This window comes from Lysobacter sp. yr284, assembly GCF_900107375.1.
In the GTDB taxonomy this organism is placed as follows: Bacteria; Pseudomonadota; Gammaproteobacteria; order Xanthomonadales; family Xanthomonadaceae; genus Lysobacter.
This window is the reverse complement of record NZ_FNPT01000001.1, coordinates 671,272-688,779: the sequence shown is the minus strand read 5'-3', so window position 1 is coordinate 688,779 and position 17,508 is coordinate 671,272. Positions and strand designations below refer to the sequence as shown.

The 17,508-nt window shown below is 69.7% G+C and carries 14 protein-coding genes and 3 tRNA genes; 9 read left to right on the top strand and 8 right to left on the bottom strand.

Annotated elements, in window-relative coordinates; genetic code table 11:
- Nucleotides 1-76: 76 nt before the first annotated feature.
- The 9 genes from lexA (at nt 77) to BLV01_RS02810 (ending at nt 7,259) form a co-directional block, all read left to right on the top strand.
- The gene (lexA, locus tag BLV01_RS02845; RefSeq protein WP_091793842.1) at nt 77-739 is read left to right on the top strand and encodes a transcriptional repressor LexA; all 663 of its coding nucleotides are present in this window, start codon (nt 77-79) and stop codon (nt 737-739) included.
- Nucleotides 736-975: a hypothetical protein gene (locus BLV01_RS25130; RefSeq protein ID WP_139178405.1), complete on the top strand. Its 240-nt coding sequence runs from the start codon at nt 736-738 to the stop codon at nt 973-975. The genes lexA and BLV01_RS25130 overlap by 4 nt, the downstream gene beginning before the upstream one ends.
- A 36-nt stretch (nt 976-1,011) precedes the next feature.
- Entirely contained in the window at nt 1,012-2,037 is a 1,026-nt protein-coding gene (gene recA / locus BLV01_RS02840) for a recombinase RecA (RefSeq protein ID WP_091793840.1), read from the top strand.
- 545 nt (nt 2,038-2,582) lie between these two features.
- On the top strand, nt 2,583-3,083 hold the full coding sequence (gene recX, locus BLV01_RS26715) for a recombination regulator RecX (RefSeq protein WP_139178495.1): 501 nt from the start codon (nt 2,583-2,585) through the stop codon (nt 3,081-3,083).
- A 163-nt stretch (nt 3,084-3,246) separates the two neighbouring features.
- Nucleotides 3,247-5,880: an alanine--tRNA ligase gene (gene alaS / locus BLV01_RS02830; protein ID WP_091793838.1), complete on the top strand. Its 2,634-nt coding sequence runs from the start codon at nt 3,247-3,249 to the stop codon at nt 5,878-5,880.
- 144 nt (nt 5,881-6,024) lie between these two features.
- Nucleotides 6,025-6,228, top strand: coding sequence for a carbon storage regulator CsrA (csrA, locus tag BLV01_RS02825; RefSeq protein ID WP_057948118.1), 204 nt, complete (start codon nt 6,025-6,027; stop codon nt 6,226-6,228).
- Nucleotides 6,229-6,328: 100 nt separating this feature from the next.
- Nucleotides 6,329-6,421, top strand: a tRNA-Ser gene (locus tag BLV01_RS02820).
- A gap of 129 nt (nt 6,422-6,550) precedes the next feature.
- A tRNA-Arg gene (locus BLV01_RS02815) sits at nt 6,551-6,627 on the top strand.
- A 555-nt stretch (nt 6,628-7,182) separates the two neighbouring features.
- A tRNA-Arg gene (locus tag BLV01_RS02810) sits at nt 7,183-7,259 on the top strand.
- A gap of 352 nt (nt 7,260-7,611) precedes the next feature.
- On the opposite strand, the gene BLV01_RS02805 is transcribed toward BLV01_RS02810, so the two are convergent.
- The 8 genes from BLV01_RS02805 to BLV01_RS02770 form a co-directional block, all read right to left on the bottom strand.
- Nucleotides 7,612-8,334 carry a response regulator gene (locus BLV01_RS02805; protein ID WP_091793836.1) on the bottom strand — a complete coding sequence of 241 codons (723 nt, stop codon included), beginning with the start codon at nt 8,332-8,334 and terminating at the stop codon, nt 7,612-7,614.
- Nucleotides 8,331-11,045, bottom strand: coding sequence for a sensor histidine kinase (locus tag BLV01_RS02800; RefSeq protein WP_091793834.1), 2,715 nt, complete (start codon nt 11,043-11,045; stop codon nt 8,331-8,333). The genes BLV01_RS02805 and BLV01_RS02800 overlap by 4 nt, the downstream gene beginning before the upstream one ends.
- Before the next feature lie 181 nt (nt 11,046-11,226).
- A complete protein-coding gene (locus tag BLV01_RS02795; protein ID WP_091793831.1) occupies nt 11,227-11,454 on the bottom strand; it encodes a hypothetical protein in 228 nt (75 codons plus the stop codon).
- 192 nt (nt 11,455-11,646) lie between these two features.
- Nucleotides 11,647-12,246 (bottom strand): potassium-transporting ATPase subunit KdpC, encoded by a 600-nt coding sequence (gene kdpC / locus BLV01_RS02790; RefSeq protein WP_091793829.1) that lies wholly within the window; start codon nt 12,244-12,246, stop codon nt 11,647-11,649.
- Nucleotides 12,247-12,324: 78 nt separating this feature from the next.
- Entirely contained in the window at nt 12,325-14,394 is a 2,070-nt protein-coding gene (gene kdpB / locus BLV01_RS02785; RefSeq protein WP_091793827.1) for a potassium-transporting ATPase subunit KdpB, read from the bottom strand.
- Nucleotides 14,395-14,405: 11 nt separating this feature from the next.
- Nucleotides 14,406-16,124: a potassium-transporting ATPase subunit KdpA gene (gene kdpA, locus BLV01_RS02780; protein ID WP_091793825.1), complete on the bottom strand. Its 1,719-nt coding sequence runs from the start codon at nt 16,122-16,124 to the stop codon at nt 14,406-14,408.
- A 129-nt stretch (nt 16,125-16,253) separates the two neighbouring features.
- A complete protein-coding gene (locus tag BLV01_RS02775) occupies nt 16,254-16,346 on the bottom strand; it encodes a potassium-transporting ATPase subunit F (RefSeq protein ID WP_057948112.1) in 93 nt (30 codons plus the stop codon).
- Between the two features lie 14 nt (nt 16,347-16,360).
- Entirely contained in the window at nt 16,361-17,107 is a 747-nt protein-coding gene (locus BLV01_RS02770; RefSeq protein WP_091793823.1) for a TorF family putative porin, read from the bottom strand.
- Nucleotides 17,108-17,508: the final 401 nt, after the last annotated feature.

The window sequence follows — 17,508 nt, the reverse complement described above, 5'->3', positions numbered from 1 at the left end:
AGTTATTTGACTGAGTCAATCAATTGCCGGACGAGCGGTCTTGCCCGGTCGGTTGTTAGTAGTAATACTACTAACCATGAGCCTGACCGACACCCAGCAAGCCATCCTCGCGCTGATCGCGGAACGGATCGACGCCGAAGGTCTTCCGCCGTCGCAGACGGAGATCGCCCGCGCCTTCGGTTTCAAGGGCGTGCGCGCCGCGCAGTACCACCTCGAGGCGCTCGAGGCGGCCGGCGCGATCGAACGCCGGCCCGGCCGCGCGCGCGGCATCCGCGTGCTGCAGCCGCCGCCGCAGGCGCAGCGCGAGCTCGGCCTGGTCGCCGCGCCGGCGCAGGCCTTCGACGAGGACGCGCTGCGCCTGCCGGTGCTCGGCCGGGTCGCCGCCGGCGCGCCGATCGGCTCGGCCGCCGGCATCGAGCCCGACAATTACGTCCTGCTCGACCGCAACATGTTCTTCCCGTCGCCCGACTACCTGCTCAAGGTCAAGGGCGACTCGATGCGCGACGAGGGCATCTTCGACGGCGACCTGATCGGCGTGCACCGCACCCGCGATGCGCGTTCGGGCCAGATCGTGGTCGCCCGCATCGACGACGAGATCACCGTCAAGCTGCTCAAGATCGGCAGGGACCGCATCCGCCTGCTACCGCGCAACCCCGACTACGCGCCGATCGAGGTCCAGCCCGACCAGGACTTCGCCATCGAAGGCCTGTATTGCGGGCTGGTCCGGCCCAACCGTTGAACCGCGCCGCGATGGCCCGCACCTGCCTCTACGACCGCCGCGGCTTCGCCCGCGAATGCGCCGCGGTGCCGGCCGCCGAAGCCGCATTGCGCGCCCTGGACGAGACGATTTCCGCTGCGCTGGCGCGGGGAAATCCGACCCCGGCGCCGGCAACCGCCCGGCAGCGCACGGCCGCTTCGACGGATAATTTGGCTCTCGGCGCCACGATCTCAGCCTCTGCGATACGCGCCCTCTAACGTATCCCCACCACGACAGACTCAAGGAACACAGCGATGGACGAGAACAAGAAGCGCGCGCTAGCGGCCGCCCTGGGCCAGATCGAAAAGCAGTTCGGCAAGGGCTCGGTGATGCGCATGGGCGACCGCCCGGTCGAAGCCGCCGAAGTGATCGGCACCGGCTCGCTGATGCTCGACATCGCGCTCGGCATCGGCGGCCTGCCCAAGGGCCGCGTGGTCGAAATCTACGGCCCGGAATCCTCGGGCAAGACCACCCTGACCCTGCAGGCCATCGCCCAGTGCCAGAAGAACGGCGGCACCGCCGCCTTCATCGACGCCGAGCACGCGCTCGACCCCATCTACGCCGGCAAGCTCGGCGTCAACATCGACGACCTGCTGGTCTCGCAGCCCGACACCGGCGAGCAGGCGCTGGAAATCGCCGACATGCTGGTGCGTTCGGCCGCGGTCGACATGGTCGTGATCGACTCGGTCGCCGCGCTGACCCCGAAGGCCGAAATCGAAGGCGAGATGGGCGACCAGCTGCCGGGCCTGCAGGCCCGCCTGATGTCGCAGGCGCTGCGCAAGCTCACCGGCAACATCAAGCGCTCCAACACTCTGGTGATCTTCATCAACCAGTTGCGCATGAAGATCGGCGTGATGATGCCGGGCCAGAGCCCGGAAACCACCACCGGCGGCAACGCGCTCAAGTTCTACGCCTCGGTGCGCCTGGACATCCGCCGCATCGGCGCGATCAAGAAGGGCGACGAGATCATCGGCAACCAGACCAAGATCAAGGTCGTCAAGAACAAGATGGCGCCGCCGTTCAAGCAGATCGTCACCGAGATCCTCTACGGCGAAGGCATCTCGCGCGAAGGCGAACTGATCGACATGGGCGTGGAAGCCAAGCTGGTCGAGAAGTCGGGCGCCTGGTACAGCTGCGACGGCGAGCGCATCGGCCAGGGCAAGGAAAACGCCCGCCAGTACCTCAAGGAAAACCCGGAAATGGCCCAGCGCCTGGAAGCCAACCTGCGCGAGAAGTTCGTGCCGGCCGAGGCTTCGCGCGAAGAGGCCGCCGAGGACTGATCCTCGCCGGCGCTTAGCGAATCGTCTTTGCAATGAGTTCCGATCGGGATGACGGACGGCGCCATGGTGGTGGCGCCGGCAGCACGGCCGGGCAGGGTGGCGAGCCCTCGCCCGGCCGTGGAGCGATGAGTCTGAACGACCTGCGCGCGCGCATGCGTGCGATCGAAAGCGGGAGCCGGTCCGCGGATGCGGATCGGCCGTCCCGCGAATCGTCGTTTTCCGACACCGACACCGACACCGACACCGGCAGCGGCAGCGGCAGCGGCAGCGATCCGCAGGCCGAATCGCCGGCAAGGCCGGACGTCCAGGTTCCATCCGTAACCGATGCCGCCGCTCGCGGCCACCCAGGCCTGTTCGAAGCCGCGCCATGCCGCCCCGGCGACCGCGGCGCTCCCAACGACCGCCGCGTCGCGGCCGACCCCTCGGCAGCGGCCGCCGAGCCGACGCCGGCCGAAGACGCCGCCGATCCCGCGGCCGGCCTGTTCCCCGCGCATTCCACGTCCGAATCCACGTTCGAACACCCGTTTGCCGATGGCGACGGGCACCTGTTCGACCAAAGTACTAGCGGCCCCTCGCGCCGCGAACGCCGCCGCGCTTCGCGCGAACAGACTCCGGCCCAGCGCGCGCTCGGGTTGCTGGTCCGGCGCGAGCATTCGCGCAAGGAACTGACCCGCAAACTGACCTCGCGCGGCCTCGACCGCGAGCAGGTCGTGGAGGCGGTGGACCGCCTCGCCGACGCCGGTTGGCAGGACGATGCCCGCTTCGCCGAGACCCTGGTCCGCAGCCGCGCCAACAACGGCTACGGCCCGGTCCACATCCGCGCCGAATTGGGCACCCACGGGCTCGACGGCGAGGCCATCGCCGTGGCCATGGCGGCCTTCGAAGGCGACTGGCTGGAGAACGCCCGAAACCTGCTCCGGCGCCGCTTCGGCGAGGCCTATGCGCAGGACCCGGCGCGCCGCCGCAAGGCCGCCGATTTGCTCATGCGGCGGGGGTTCGACATGGAAACCATTCGCATCGCCAGCCGTTCGTACGTATCGGACTGAACGTTCAGGCACTTTTCCTGTCAGGCCTTGCGCACAAGGGCCTCCGGCCTGCTAGGCTACGCGGCTTTCGGGTCCCGGGTTGCCTGTTCCAGTCGATGCCCCCATCGTGGTGGCATGGCTTCGGTCGAGCGCTCCGCTCCCGACCAGGCGAATCTCCCCAGGCATGAAAACGACCACCGAAATCCGCAGCGATTTCCTCGAGTTCTTTCGGGGCAAAGGCCACACCGTCGTGCCGTCGGCACCGCTGGTGCCGGCCAACGACCCGACCTTGCTGTTCACCAACTCGGGCATGGTGCAGTTCAAGAACGTGTTCCTCGGCAGCGAGAAGCCGGGCTACTCGCGCGCGACCGACGTGCAGCGCTGCTTGCGCGCCGGCGGCAAGCACAACGACCTCGACCAGGTCGGCTACACCGCGCGCCACCACACCTTCTTCGAGATGCTCGGCAACTGGTCGTTTGGCGACTACTTCAAGGCCGACGCCATCGCCTGGGCCTGGGAACTGCTGACCGGCGTGTGGCAGCTGCCGGCCGAGCGCCTGCTGGTCACGGTCTACCACACCGACGACGAAGCCTACGATCTGTGGCACAAGAAGATCGGCGTGCCCGCCGAGCGGATCGTGCGCATCGGCGACAACAAGGGCGCGCCGTTCGCCTCGGACAATTTCTGGCAGATGGCCGACACCGGCCCCTGCGGCCCGTGCACCGAGATCTTCTACGACCACGGCGCGCACATCGCCGGCGGCCCGCCGGGCTCGCCGGACGAGGACGGCGACCGTTTCATCGAGATCTGGAACCTGGTCTTCATGCAGTTCGACCGCCAGCCCGACGGCACCCTGCTGCCGCTGCCGGCGCCGTGCGTGGACACCGGCATGGGCCTGGAGCGCGTCGCGGCGGTGCTGCAGGGCGTGCACGGCAACTATGAGATCGACCTGTTCCGCCACCTGATCGCGGCCGCGGCGCAAGCCACGTCCACCCCCGACCTGGAGAACAAGTCGCTGCGGGTGATCGCCGATCACATCCGCGCCTGTTCGTTCCTGATCGTCGACGGCGTGCTGCCGTCCAACGACGGCCGCGGCTACGTGCTGCGCCGGATCATCCGCCGCGCCCTGCGCCACGGCTGGATGCTCGGCCAGAAGGGCCCGTTCTTCCACACGCTGGTGCCGGCGCTGGTCGAGGTGATGGGCGATGCCTATCCCGAACTGGCGGCCAAGGCCGAGTTCGTCGCCGCCGCGCTGGCCGCCGAGGAAGAGCGCTTCGCCGCCACCCTCGACTCGGGCATGCGCATCTTCGACGAGATCGCCGCGCGTTCCAGCGGCGTCATCGCCGGCGCCGACGCGTTCAAGCTCTACGACACCTACGGCTTCCCGGCCGACCTCACCGGCGACATCGCGCGCGAGCGCGGCCTGTCGGTGGACATGGCCGGGTTCGAAGCCGAAATGGAAAAGCAGCGCGAGATCGCGCGCCAGTCCGGCAAGTTCGGCAACAAGACCGCGATGCCGGCCGAAGTCGCCGCGCGCCTGGCCCCGACCGAATTCCTCGGCTACGACCGCCTGGTCGAAGGCGACCTGCAAGTCGTCGCGCTGCTGCGCGACGGCGTTGCGGTCGACGAGCTGCGCATCGGCGACGAAGGCGCGGTGATCCTCGACCGCACCCCGTTCTACGCCGAAAGCGGCGGCCAGGTCGGCGATACCGGCAAGCTGCAGGCGTCCGGCGCCTTGTTCCAGGTCGCCGACACGCTGAAGTTCGCCGGCCAGTTCCACGGCCACGTCGGCATGCTGACCGACGGCAGCCTCAAGGTCGGCGACCGCGTCAGCGGCGCCATCGACGCCGGCCGCCGCACCGCCATCGTGCTGAACCACTCGGCGACCCACCTGCTGCACGCGGCCCTGCGCCGCCTGCTCGGCGACCACGTCACCCAGAAGGGCTCGCTGGTCGCGCCGGATCGCCTGCGTTTCGACTTCTCGCACTTCAACCCGCTGACCGACGCCGAGCTCGCCGAGCTCGAGCGCCAGGTCAACCGCGATGTGCGCGGCAACTACGAGGCCGAAGTCCGCCAGATGGGCATGCAGGAAGCCCTGGACTTCGGCGCCATGGCGCTGTTCGGCGAAAAGTACGGCGACCGCGTGCGCGTGCTGCGCATGGGCGAGGCTTCGACCGAGCTGTGCGGCGGCACCCACGTGTCGCGCACCGGCGACATCGGCCTGTTCAAGATCGTCGCCGAAGGCGGCGTCCAGGCCGGCGTGCGCCGGATCGAGGCGGTGACCGGGCAGGGCGCGCTGGACTACGTGGCCGAAGAGGAAGCGCGCCTGGAGCAGGCCGCGCGCCTGCTCGGCGGCAACCCGGCCGACGTGACCGACAAGGTGCGCGCGCTGCTGGACCGGCAGAAGAAGCTCGAGCGCGAGCTCGAATCGATCAAGGCCAAGGCCGCCTCCGGCGCCGCGGCCGACCTGGCCGCCTCGGCGGCGCAGATCGGTCCGGTCAAGGTCGTGGCCACCCGGCTGGAAGGTTTCGACGCCAAGGCGTTGCGCGAGGCGGTCGACCGCCTCAAGCAGCAGCTTGGCGATGCAGTGATCGTGCTGGCAGGCGCCAGCGACGGTAAGGCGGCCTTGGTCGCCGGAGTGAACGGAAGCGCGGCTGGCAAGGTCAAGGCGGGGGAACTCCTCTCGCACGTGGCCGGTCAGATCAACGGTAAAGGCGGCGGCCGACCGGACATGGCTCAGGGCGGCGGCGACGACGGCCCGGCCCTGGTCCAGGCTCTTGCGGGCGTCGCGCACTGGGTTGAGAGTAAGCTTGTCTGAATGGCGAACAGTGACTGCTATCGCTTGCGACCAGGTTTGACCGGTCGCTAAGATGGTTCACGTTTGTGTACAAATTGAAGCATTCTTCCGCACGGAAAGAATGCCAACGCCGGTGCCCCGGGTGCCGGCTCGAGGAGGTTTTCAATGCTGATCCTGACGCGTCGCGTCGGCGAAACCCTGATGATCGGCGACTCGGTGACGGTCACCGTGCTCGGCGTCAAGGGCAACCAGGTGCGTATCGGTATTACCGCACCGAAAGATGTCGCGGTTCATCGCGAGGAGATTTACCAGCGCATTCAGCGCGGCGAGGACGCGTCGGACGATTCGGGCAAACACACGGGCGGCTGAGGAACAGTTCGCCTGAAAGCATCGCCGCAAATGTTGTTGCGGCTGTTGCTGTAAATCGGGCGAGCCGTTATGATTGCCGCCCGCATCGCTTGATAGATGCGGAGAGTTGCCCGAGTGGCCGAAGGGGCTCCCCTGCTAAGGGAGTATAGGGTCAAAAACTCTATCGAGGGTTCGAATCCCTCACTCTCCGCCAGTTGTACCGAAGCCGCCTTCGGCGGCTTTTCTTTCGCCGATCCGGCCATGCGACACGGCCGGAACGACGAAAGGGTTTCACGGAAAATGTTGACGGAAGACCGTTTGTTCGTCATAATTTTCCAACTAAGCGCCCGTAGCTCAGCTGGATAGAGCACCAGGCTACGAACTTGGGGGTCGGAGGTTCGAATCCTTCCGGGCGCGCCAAATTGGAAAGCCGGCAATCGCAAGATTGCCGGCTTTTTCTTTTGTCCCGATTTTGGTTCGGTGCGGCGGCGGGTCGCCTCCGGTTTTGCAGGCCGGCTCATGCGGGATCGGGTGCGTCGTTTCGTGCAGGCAGGCGGCAAGGCACGCATCGTCGAGGCGGATGGGGCGCAAGCCGTCGAGGCATCGAGGCGATGGGTCCAAGCCGTCGGCGCGATGCCGCGACCCGGCGCAAACCGCCGAGGCATCGGGTGCCGAGACAATGAAGCAACGAAGGCTCTCGGCAGCGAAGCGTCGGAGCTTCGCCACTCCATGCGATGGCTTCGTCGCCGCGATCGCGATCGTTACCGAAGCGACGAAGTGGGAGGGCCTTCAGGCCCGATGCTCTGCGATCGGTTCGCCGCTGCCCAACGCAGCGTCGCAAGCGCCCGCGCAGACAAGCATGATCGCCAACCGCTGCCTGCGCCGACGCGGTGTTTTCCCGATGTGTCGCTATATCGCTGCGAGGCGGCGATGACGCTTCCCGCCGCGCGAATAACACGTCATAATTGCACTCAGGCGCCCGTAGCTCAGCTGGATAGAGCACCAGGCTACGAACTTGGGGGTCGGAGGTTCGAATCCTTCCGGGCGCGCCATCATCAAGAAGCCGGCAATCTCGCGATTGCCGGCTTTTTCTTTGCCTGCGATGCGCGGGGCCTAGCTGTAGGAGCGGCGCAAGCCGCGACCGCGAAAGCGAAGCTGCGACGCGCGTGGGAAGACGAGTCGTAGCCACTCTCACGAGTGCTCCGTCAGTGGCGCGGCGGTCTGTGCGGGCGTGGTCGCGGCTTGCGCCGCTCCTACAGGTAGCCGGGGCGCGATGCGCGGCGGCGGCTCGTGGCGGCGGCTGTCGATGAGGCCCGGCGCCGGGCGCCGTACGCGAGATCGCTCGTTTCGGCGCGGTCGCGGCTTGCGCCGCTCCTACAGGCAGGGCAGGCGCGTTGCGCGGCGTCAACGCGTGTCGATGAAGCGCAGCCCCACGCCCGGTTCGGTGGCGATGTAGCGCGGCGCGGCGGCGTCGTCGCCGAGTTTGTGGCGCAGTTTGCCGACCAGGATGCGCAGGTAGTGGGTGTCTTCCTGGTGGGTCGGGCCCCACAGTTCGCGCAGCAGTTGCGGTTGGGTCACCACCCGGCCGGCGTGCTGGAACAGCAGGGCCAGCAGCGCGTATTCCTTGCGCGCGAGCGCGACCGGTTCGCCGTCGAGGTGGACCTCGCGCCGGGCCAGGTCGATGCGCAAGCGACCGTCGTCGAACACCGGCAGGGCCTCGCCCTGCGGGCCGTGCGCGCGCAGCAGGGCGCGCACGCGCGCCATCAGCTCCTGCACGCCGAAGGGCTTGGTCACGTAGTCGTTGGCGCCGCCGTCGAGCGCGGCGACCTTCTCGGCCTCGCTGGAGCGCACGGTCAGCAGGATCACCGGCACGCCCGACCACTGGCGCAGCTCGCGCAGCACATCGAAGCCGTCGCGATCGGGCAGGCCGAGGTCGAGGATCATCAGGTCGGCGCCGCGGCTCGCCAGGCGCTCCAGGCCGGCGTTGCCGGTGTCGGCCAGTTCCACCGCGTAGCCCTGCGCGCGCAGGGCGATGTCGAGGAACTTGCGGATCTGCGGTTCGTCGTCGACCACCAGCACGCGTGCGGGCGGCGCGGCCTGCGGAGGCGGGGCGTGATCCTGCGTCATGGCGCGGCGTCGGGCCTGGGTTCGGGTTCGATGGGCGGCAGGGTAATGCGGATCGTGGTGCCGCGGCGACCCTGGGCGTCGGGCTGGCCGGGCAGGGCGACGACGCTGCCGCCGTGGGCGCCGATCATGCCCTGGCAGATCGCCAAGCCCAGGCCGGTGCCCTGGCGGCCGCGGTCGCCGCGCTCGACGCTGTAGAACATGTCGAAGATGCGCGCGCGTTCGTCCTCGGGGATGCCGGGGCCGCGGTCGCCGACGTCGATGCGCAGCACATGCTCGGGGCCGCCGGGCTCGCCGTCGACGCGGCGCGCGTCGATGGCGACCGCCGCGTCGGGCGGGGAGAACTTGACCGCGTTCTCCAGCACGTTGAACAGCGCCTGCTCGATCAGCGCCGGATGCACCCAGATCGGCCCCAGCCCCGGTTGCACGCGCACCTCGAAGCGCGCGGCCGGCTCGTAGCGCTGCAGCCGCGTCACCGCCGAGCCGATCAGTTCGTCGACGCCGATCCAGTCGCGGTTGAGGGCGAGGCCGCCGTGGCCGAGCCGGGTCATGTCGAGCAGGTTCTGGATGTAGCGGTCCAGCCGCTCGCCCTCGATGCGGATGGTTTCCAGCAGGGCGTGGCGGTCCTCGCGCGGCATCGCCTCGGCGTAGTTGTCCAGGCTGCTGGCCGCGCCGATGATCGAGGCCAGCGGCGAGCGCAGGTCGTGCGAGACCGAGGACAGCAGCGCCGAGCGCAGGCGTTCGGTCTCGCCGCCGACGCGCGAGTCTTCCAGGTCGGCGACCAGGCGCGTGCGCAGCGCGGCCTGGGCGATGTCGTCGGTCATCGCTTCGGCGAGGCGGCGTTGCTCCGGCCCCAGGCGGGTCAGCGACGGCGGCAGGCGCAGCCCGACCAGCCCGGCCGCGGGCTTGTCGCCGGCGTCGCCGCTCAGCGGCAACAGCCACCATTCCGAACCTGCGAGGGTGTCGGTGTAGCGCCCGGCCGGCTGGCGGTGCTTGAGCGCCCAATCGGCGGCGGCGCGGTCCTTGTCGCTGAGCTCGGGCAGGCTCGGCCCGGCCAGCGGCGCGCCGCCGAGATAGACGAACACTTCCGCGCCGAGCGAACGCTTGAGCGCGCGCTTGCCCGCGCGCACCACCTGGCCGGCGTCGGCGGCGGTGGCGAGTTCGCGGCCCAGCGTCTGCAACTCGGTGGCGTGGGCGTTGGCCGCGCGCAACGCCAGCACCTGCATGCGCAGTTTCGAGGCCAGCCGCCCGGCGACCAGGGCCGCGACCAGGAACAAGGTCACCGTGGTCACGCCCTGGCGCGCGCCGATCAGCAGGGTGTAGCGCGGTTCGATGAAGAAGAAGTTGTAGGCCAGGAAGCACAGCGCCGAGGCCAGCACCGCGGCGGTCATGCGGGTGCGCGCGGCGACCACCACCACCGCGACGATGAACACCAGCGACAGGTCGTCCAGGCCGATCCAGCGTTCGGCGAACCCGGCCAGCACCACCGCCATCGCCACCGCGAACACAGCCAGCGCGGCGTCGCTGCGGCTGAGCAGGCCGCGCAGGCGGCCGCCGTTCTCGCGCAGGCTGCGGCGCGCGCGGGCGCGCGCCTCGGGCGTGCTGACGATGGTCAGCTCGTAGTGCGCGCCGCGCTGGATCAGCTGCTGGGTCAGGGTGCGGTTGACCATCCGCGCCAGCGGCCGCTCGCGGGTGCGGCCGAGCACGATCGTCGACACGCCGGCGCGTTCGCCGTGATCGAGCAGCGCATCGACGATGCTGTTGCCGTGCAGCACCACCGCCTCGCCGCCGAGCCGGCGGGCCAGGGCGAAGGCGCGGTCGAGTTCGCCCTGGCGCTGCGCGTCGGGCGCGCCGCCGGTCTGCACGGTGACCACCAGCCACGGCGCGTCGCGGCGTTCGGCCAGGCGCCGCGCCACCCGCACCAGGTATTCGGATTGGCCGAGCCCGTCGATGGCGACCATCACCGCGCGCCGCAGCGGCACCCCGGGCAGGCCGCGCGCGGTCTGCGCCTCGCGCAGGTCGCTGTCGACGCGGTCGGCCGCGGTCTGCATCGCCAGTTCGCGCAGCGCGGTCAGGTTGGACGGCGAGAAGAACGCCTGCAGCGCGTGCGCGGCCTGCTCGGGCACGTAGACCTTGCCCTGCTGCAGGCGCTCGATCAGCTCGCGCGGTGGCAGGTCGACCAGGACGATGTCGCGCAGGCGGTCGAACAGCGCATCGGGCACGGTCTCGTTGACGCGCACGCCGGTGATGCGGTGGACGACGTCGTTGAGGCTCTCCAGATGCTGGATGTTGACCGTGGTGTAGACGTCGATGCCGGCGTCGAGCAGTTCCAGCACGTCCTGCCAGCGCCGCTCGTGGCGGCTGCCGGGGGCGTTGCGGTGGGCGAGTTCGTCGACCAGGGCGACCTGGGGCTTGCGCGCGAGCAGGGCGTCGAGGTCCATCTCGTCGAGCGTGCGGCCTTGGTAGTCGCTGCGCTTGCGCGGCAGCACCTCGAGGCCGTCGACCAAGGCCGAGGTCTCGGCGCGGCCGTGGGTCTCGACGATGGCGACCACCACGTCGATCCCGCGGCGCTGCAGTTCGCGCGCGCGGCCGAGCATGGCGTAGGTCTTGCCGACCCCGGGCGCGGCGCCGAGGAAGATGGTGAGGCGGCCGGCGCCCTGGCGTTGCAGTTCGCCCATCAGGGCATCGGCTTGGGCGCTGCGCGGGTCGCTCATCGGTCGGGATCTTCGCCGGCGGCGCCGGGCGGATGGGGGCCGCCGGCCGCCCCGGTCGCGCCGATGCGCGGACCGCATCGGCGCGGGGCTCGCGCGCAGCATGGTGCCTGGGGCTGCGGCGCGCAAGCCGGCGCGGCGCGGATCGGGACGATGCCCGAATCCGGCCACGCAGGCGCGGGCGTTACCGCGGGTTGCCCGGATTGGCCGGGTTGCAGCCGTTTTCCTGCCAGCAGGTCTTGTACATCGCCTGGCACAGGGTGGGGCTGGTGCCGGAGGCCAGGCAGCGGTCGCGTTCGATTCCGCATTCCACGCACGGGTGCGCGGCGGCGTAGGCGAAACCGGCGGCGAAGGTGGCGGCGCCGGCCAGGGCCAGCAGCATTTTCTTCTTTCCTTCGAACAAGCGCTTCATGTGCTTCTCTCCTTGGCGCCAGATCGTTCTGGCGATTCGAGCCTAAGGGCTCGCATTCGCACGGAGCGAATCGCGTTCGCAGTTCTACGGATCGCAACAGTTGCGATTTTGACAGTTGTTTTTCCGCGCCGGGCGCGTCGCGCGGCCGCATCGCTGCGGTGCGTCGATCCGCGCCTGGATGCGCGCACGCGCTCAGCGCGCCGCATCCAGCGCGAGATTGAGTTCGAGCACGTTGACGCGCGGCTCGCCCAGCACGCCGAATTGCGGCGCCTGGGTGCTCTGCGCGATCAGCGCTTCGACGTTGGCGGGATCGAGCCCGCGCGCGCGGGCCACGCGCGCGGCCTGCACTTGCGCCGAGCGCGGCGAGATGTGCGGGTCGAGGCCGCCGCCGGATTGGGTCGCCAGCTCCGCCGGCACCGCGCTTTCGGCGATGCCCTCGCGCTTGGCGATGGCCGCGGTTTCCTCGGCCAGGCGCTTGCGCAGGTCGGGATTGCTGCGCGCCTGGTTGCTGCCGGACGCGGCCATCGGGTCGTACTTGGCCGCCGACGGGCGCGGTTGGAAGTAGCGCGCGTCGGCGAACGGCTGGGCGACCAGCGCCGAGCCGACGGCGCGGCCGTCGCGCTCGACGATCGAGCCGGCGGCTTGCGCCGGAAACGCGACCCGGCCGATGGCGGTGCCGGCCAGCGAGTAGGCCAGGCCGAAACCGAGCAGGGAGACGGCAGCGAAGAGCAACGGCGCGCGCAGGGATTGGCGGTCGTCGATGCTGGAGGCGCAGGTGGGTTGGGCGGTCATGGTGGTGTTCCTTGTAGTGTGTGAGGGCGCGGCCCTCACCCAACCCCTCTCGCGCACGCGGGAGAGGGGCTTTCGGAGTCAGAAGATCGCGGACAGGGCCATGTCGATCAGCTTGATCGCGGCGAACGGCAGCAGCACGCCGCCCAGGCCGTAGACCAGCATGTTCCGGCGCAACAGCGCGACCGCGGTGGCCGGCTTGAAACGCACGCCGGCCAGGGCCAGCGGGATCAGCGCGGGAATGATGATCGCGTTGAAGATCAGCGCCGCCAGCACCGCGTTGGCCGGGCTGGACAGGCGCATGACGTTGAGCGCGGCCATCTGCGGGATCGCCGCGGCGAACAGCGCCGGCAGGATCGCGAAGTACTTGGACACGTCGTTGGCCAGCGAGAACGTGGTCAGCGCGCCGCGGGTGATCAACTGCTGCTTGCCGACTTCCACCACCGCCAGCAGCTTGGCCGGGTCCGAATCCAGATCGACCATGTTGCCGGCTTCCTTGGCCGCCTGGGTGCCGGAGTTCATCGCCAGGCCGACGTCGGCCTGGGCCAGCGCCGGGGCGTCGTTGGTGCCGTCGCCGACCATCGCCACCAGGCGGCCGCCGGCCTGCTCGGCGCGGATGCGGGCGAGCTTGTCCTCGGGCCGGGCTTCGGCGATGTAGTCGTCCACGCCGGCTTCGGCGGCGATCGCGGCGGCGGTGAGCGGGTTGTCACCGGTGATCATCACCGTGCGCACGCCCATCGCCCGCAAGCGCGCGAAGCGTTCCTTGACCCCGTGCTTGACCACGTCCGACAGCTCGACCACGCCGAGCACGTAGCGGCCTTCGGCCACCACCAGCGGGGTGGCGCCGCCGCGCGCGACCTGCTCGATGCGCGCGGCCAGCTCCGGCGCGACTTCGCCGCCGAGCGAGCGTACGTAATTGCCGATGGCGTCGCCGGCACCCTTGCGGATCGAGCGCGCGCCGCCGTCGTAATCGGCGGGCAGGTCGACGCCGGACATGCGCGTCTGCGCGGTGAACTGCAGGTAGTCGGCGCGCTCGGGTTCGGCCACCGCGCTGTGCTGCTCGCGCGCCAGGCGCACGATCGACTTGCCTTCCGGGGTCGGGTCGGCGAGCGAGGCGAGCAGGGCGGCGTCGCGCAGCTGCGAGCGGTCGATGCCGGCGAGCGGGTGGAACGCGGTCGCCTGGCGGTCGCCGTGGGTGATGGTGCCGGTCTTGTCGAGCAGCAGCACGTCGACGTCGCCGGCGATTTCCACCGCCTTGCCGGATTTCGCCAGCACGTTGGCCGACAGCGCGCGGTTCATGCCGGCGATGCCGATGGCCGGCAGCAGGCCGCCGATGGTGGTCGGGATCAAGCAGACCAGCAACGCGATCAGCAGCAGCGGGTCGAGTTTGGCGCCGACGAAGCCGGCGAAGAACGGCAAGGTCGCGACCACGATCAGGAAGGTCAGCGTCATCGCCGCCAACAGCATGGTCAGCGCGATCTCGTTCGGGGTCTTCTGCCGGTTGGCGCCTTCCACCAGCGCGATCATGCGGTCGAGGAAGCTCTGGCCGGGCTCGGCGCTGACTTCCACCACGATCTCGTCCGACAGCACCTTGGTGCCGCCGATCACGCCGGAACGGTCGGTGCCGGCCTCGCGCAGCACCGGCGCGGATTCGCCGGTGACCGCCGATTCGTTGATCGTGGCCAGGCCCTTGACGATCTCGCCGTCGGCCGGAACCAGCTCGCCGGCGGAGACGACGACCCGGTCGCCGGGCTTGAGCGTGGACGCGGCGACGCGGGTTTCGTTGCGGCCGACCGCATCGAGCTTGCGCGCCACCAAGTCGCGGCGCGCGGCGCGCAGCGAGGCGGCCTGGCCGCGGCCGCGCGCTTCGGCGACGGCTTCGGCGAAGTTGGCGAACAGCACGGTGATCAGCAAGATCGCGGTGACTGCGGCGCCGAACGCGGCGTTGCCGGGAACGAACAGCGTGATCAGCGCCGACAGCACGGTGCCGAGCAGGACCACCGCCATGATCGGGCTGCGCACCGCGTGCTGCGGGGCGAGCTTGACGAAGGATTCGCGGATCGCCGCGCGCAGGCCGGCGGCGTCGAGTCCGGCGACGGCGCCGGTGCGGCGCTGGGCGCCGGGATGGCCGGGAGCAGTGTTGTTGTTCATAAGGCTTTACCTCACAGAGCCTTGGTCGCCAGCGTCAGGTGGTCGGCGATCGGGCCGAGCACCAGCGCAGGCATGAATTGCAGGACGGTCAGGATCGCGATCACCGCGATCAGCGTGAGCGCGAAGGTCGGGGTTTCCGCGTGCAGGGTGCCGCCGCTCTGCGGCGCGACCCGCTTGCGCGCGAGCAGGCCGGCGACGGCGAGCGGCACGATCAGCGCGGGATAGCGGCCCAGCGCCAGCACCGCGGCGCAGCTCAGGTTCCACCAGTACGTGGCGTCGCCCAGGCCTTCGAACCCCGACCCGTTGTTGGCGAACGCCGAGGTGTACTCGTAGAACACCTGGCCGATGCCGTGGAAGCCGGGATTGGAATTGCCGGTGATCGAGGGCAGCGCCAAGGTGATCGCGCTGAAGCCCAGCACCACCAGCGGCTGCAACAGGATCAGCAGCGCCAGCAGGCGCACCTCGGGCGCTTCGATCTTGCGGCCGAACAGTTCCGGCGTGCGCCCGGTCATCAGCCCGGCGAGGAACACCGACAGCAGCAGGTAGACCAGGAATTGCTGCAGGCCGCAGCCGATGCCGCCCCAGATCGCGTTGATCAGCATGTTGACCATCGCCATGGCGCCGGTCAGCGGCGCCAGCGAGTCGTGCATGGCGTTGACCGAGCCGTTGCTGCTCTGGGTGGTCAGCGCCGACCACAGCGCCGAGTCGCTGGCGCCGAAGCGGGTTTCCTTGCCTTCCATCAGCGCCGCGTCGGCGGCGGTGGCCGAATGCGCTTCCGACCACACCGACAGGCCGGTGGAGACGGTCGACATCAGCAACATGCTGCCGAACACCAGCGCGGTGAGCTTGCGGCGGCCGGTGAACGGGCCGACCATGAAGGTCACCGCGACCGGGATCAGGATCAGCGCCAGGGTTTCGATCAGGTTCGAGAACGGGGTCGGGTTCTCCAGCGCGACGGTGCTGTTGGGGCCGTACCAGCCGCCGCCGTTGGTGCCCAGTTGCTTGGCGGCGACCATCGCCGCGACCGGCCCGACCGGGATCTTCTGTTGCTTCAGCTCGGCGCTTTGATCCAGCGGCGCAACCGTCGCGCCGCTCTGCAGCGTCGAAGGCACGCCCTGCCAGGTCAGCAGCGCCGCCCACAGCAGGCACAGCGGCAGCATGAAGCGCAGGGTGGCGCGGGTGACGTCGACCCAGTAGTTGCCCAGGTCGCGGGTTTCGCCTTCGCGCGCCGCCGCGCCGGGGTCGGCCATCGCCTGGCGGCCGCCGAACAGGCCGCGCAGGGTCGCGACGACGATGCCCAGGCCCATCATCGGCGTCGCTACCTGCAGGCCGACGATGCCGACCATCTGCGCCAGATAGCTCAGCTGCGCCTGGCCGGAGTAGTGCTGCTGGTTGGTGTTGGTGAGGAAGGACACCATGGTGTGCAGCGCGGTGTCCCAGCGCATGTTGGGCGCGGCATCGGGATTCAGCGGCAGCCAGGCCTGGGTCATGAACAAGACCCAGACCAATACGGCGAGCACGGCGTTGCTGAGCGCGAACGCCAGCGCGTAGCCGCGCCAGCTCATGCCGCGCGCCGGATCGGTGCCGAGCGCGCGGTAGATCGCGCGTTCCAGCGGCGCGAACAGCGGATCCAGACGCGAGCGGTCGCCGCGCATGACCCGGGCCAGGTACTGGCCCAGCGGCCAGCCCAGGCCGATGGCGAGCGCGAAGACGAGGAGTATTTCGATCATGACGAACACCGGACGGTGATGGGGCCGCGACCGCGCGTCCGGCGCGGCGGCGGCCTCGCGCGCGACGGCTCGGTCGCCGTCGCGCGAAGGAAAGTGGAACCGCGGCGCGTCCCGCGCCGCGGGCGCGCCTCAGAAGTCCTCGGGGCGCAGCACGACGTAGAGCAGGTACGCGGCGGCCACCAGGACCGAGATCGCGCACAGCATCGAGAGCCAGCCGGGCATGGTCGTATCTCCTGTCAGAAGGACGCCTGGACGGCCGCTTCGATGCGCGAGCCGGCCAGGGAATCGCCGAAGATCCGCTCGGCGTTGCGGTCGGTGGCGTGCGCGCTCAGGCGCAGCTCGAACGGCGACCGGAACGCCCAGATCGCGCTGAGCTGGCCGTGGGTGTAGCTGCGGTCGTAGACGTCGTCGAGGAAGTAATGGCCCAGCGCGGCTTCGAAACGCAGCGCGTCGTTGACCGGCACGCGCGCGCCGACTTGCGAATACAGCCCGCGGTCCTTGCTGCCGAGCGCTTCGTTGGAATACGCCAGCGACAGCCAGTAGTTGTCGCGCCAGGTCACGGTGCCGTTGAGCTCGGTCCAGTTCAGATCGACCGTGGTGGACGGATAGCGGTAATGCAGGACGTTGAGGTCCAGCGTCCAGTCCGGTGCGAGCTTGCCGGCCCAGCCGACGGTGAAATCGAGCTCGCTGCTGGCGTGGGTGTCCGGCGCGAACTCGACGCCCGAGCCCCAGGCCGAGGCATAGAAACCGCTGCGATGGGCGGCCTTGACGCCGACCTGCGCGGTCGGGTCGCCCTGGGTCTGCGAACTGCCGCGCCAGACGTAGTCGCTGGTGAGCGCGGCCGAGCCGCTGAGGGTGAAGGCGGGCGCCTGCTCGGCCCGCGCATCCGCGCCCAGCGCGAGCAGGCCGAGACCGGCGCAGCCGGCCAGTAGCAGCGGCAATGCGGCCTCGCGGCGGCGGAACAGATGGTGCGACGACGACATGGAAGTATCCGGAAAGAAGCGAAAGAGGCCGGTTCGGCCACGTGCTCATTCTCGGAAGGGCGGGCGTAAAGCCGCTATTTCGCGATCGGCGCCGGCGCGTAAATTCGGCGTAAAAGATCGCGCCGGAGGCGTAAATGTCGGAAGTCGCGCGTGTGGGAGCGGGGGGCGTTGCGCGCTCACAAGCCGTCATCCCCGCGAAGGCGGGGATCCAGAGGCTTCAGCGTCATGCTTCGATAAAGCCCTGGATTCCCGCGTTCGCGGGAATGACGGTAGCTGGGTGGCGTCGCGTTCGTTCCAGACGTCATCCCCGCGTAGGCGGGCGATCCAGAGACTTCAGCGTCATGTTTCGATAAAGCCGTGGATTCCCGCGTTCGCGGGAACGACAGGCGGGCCAGTTCGCG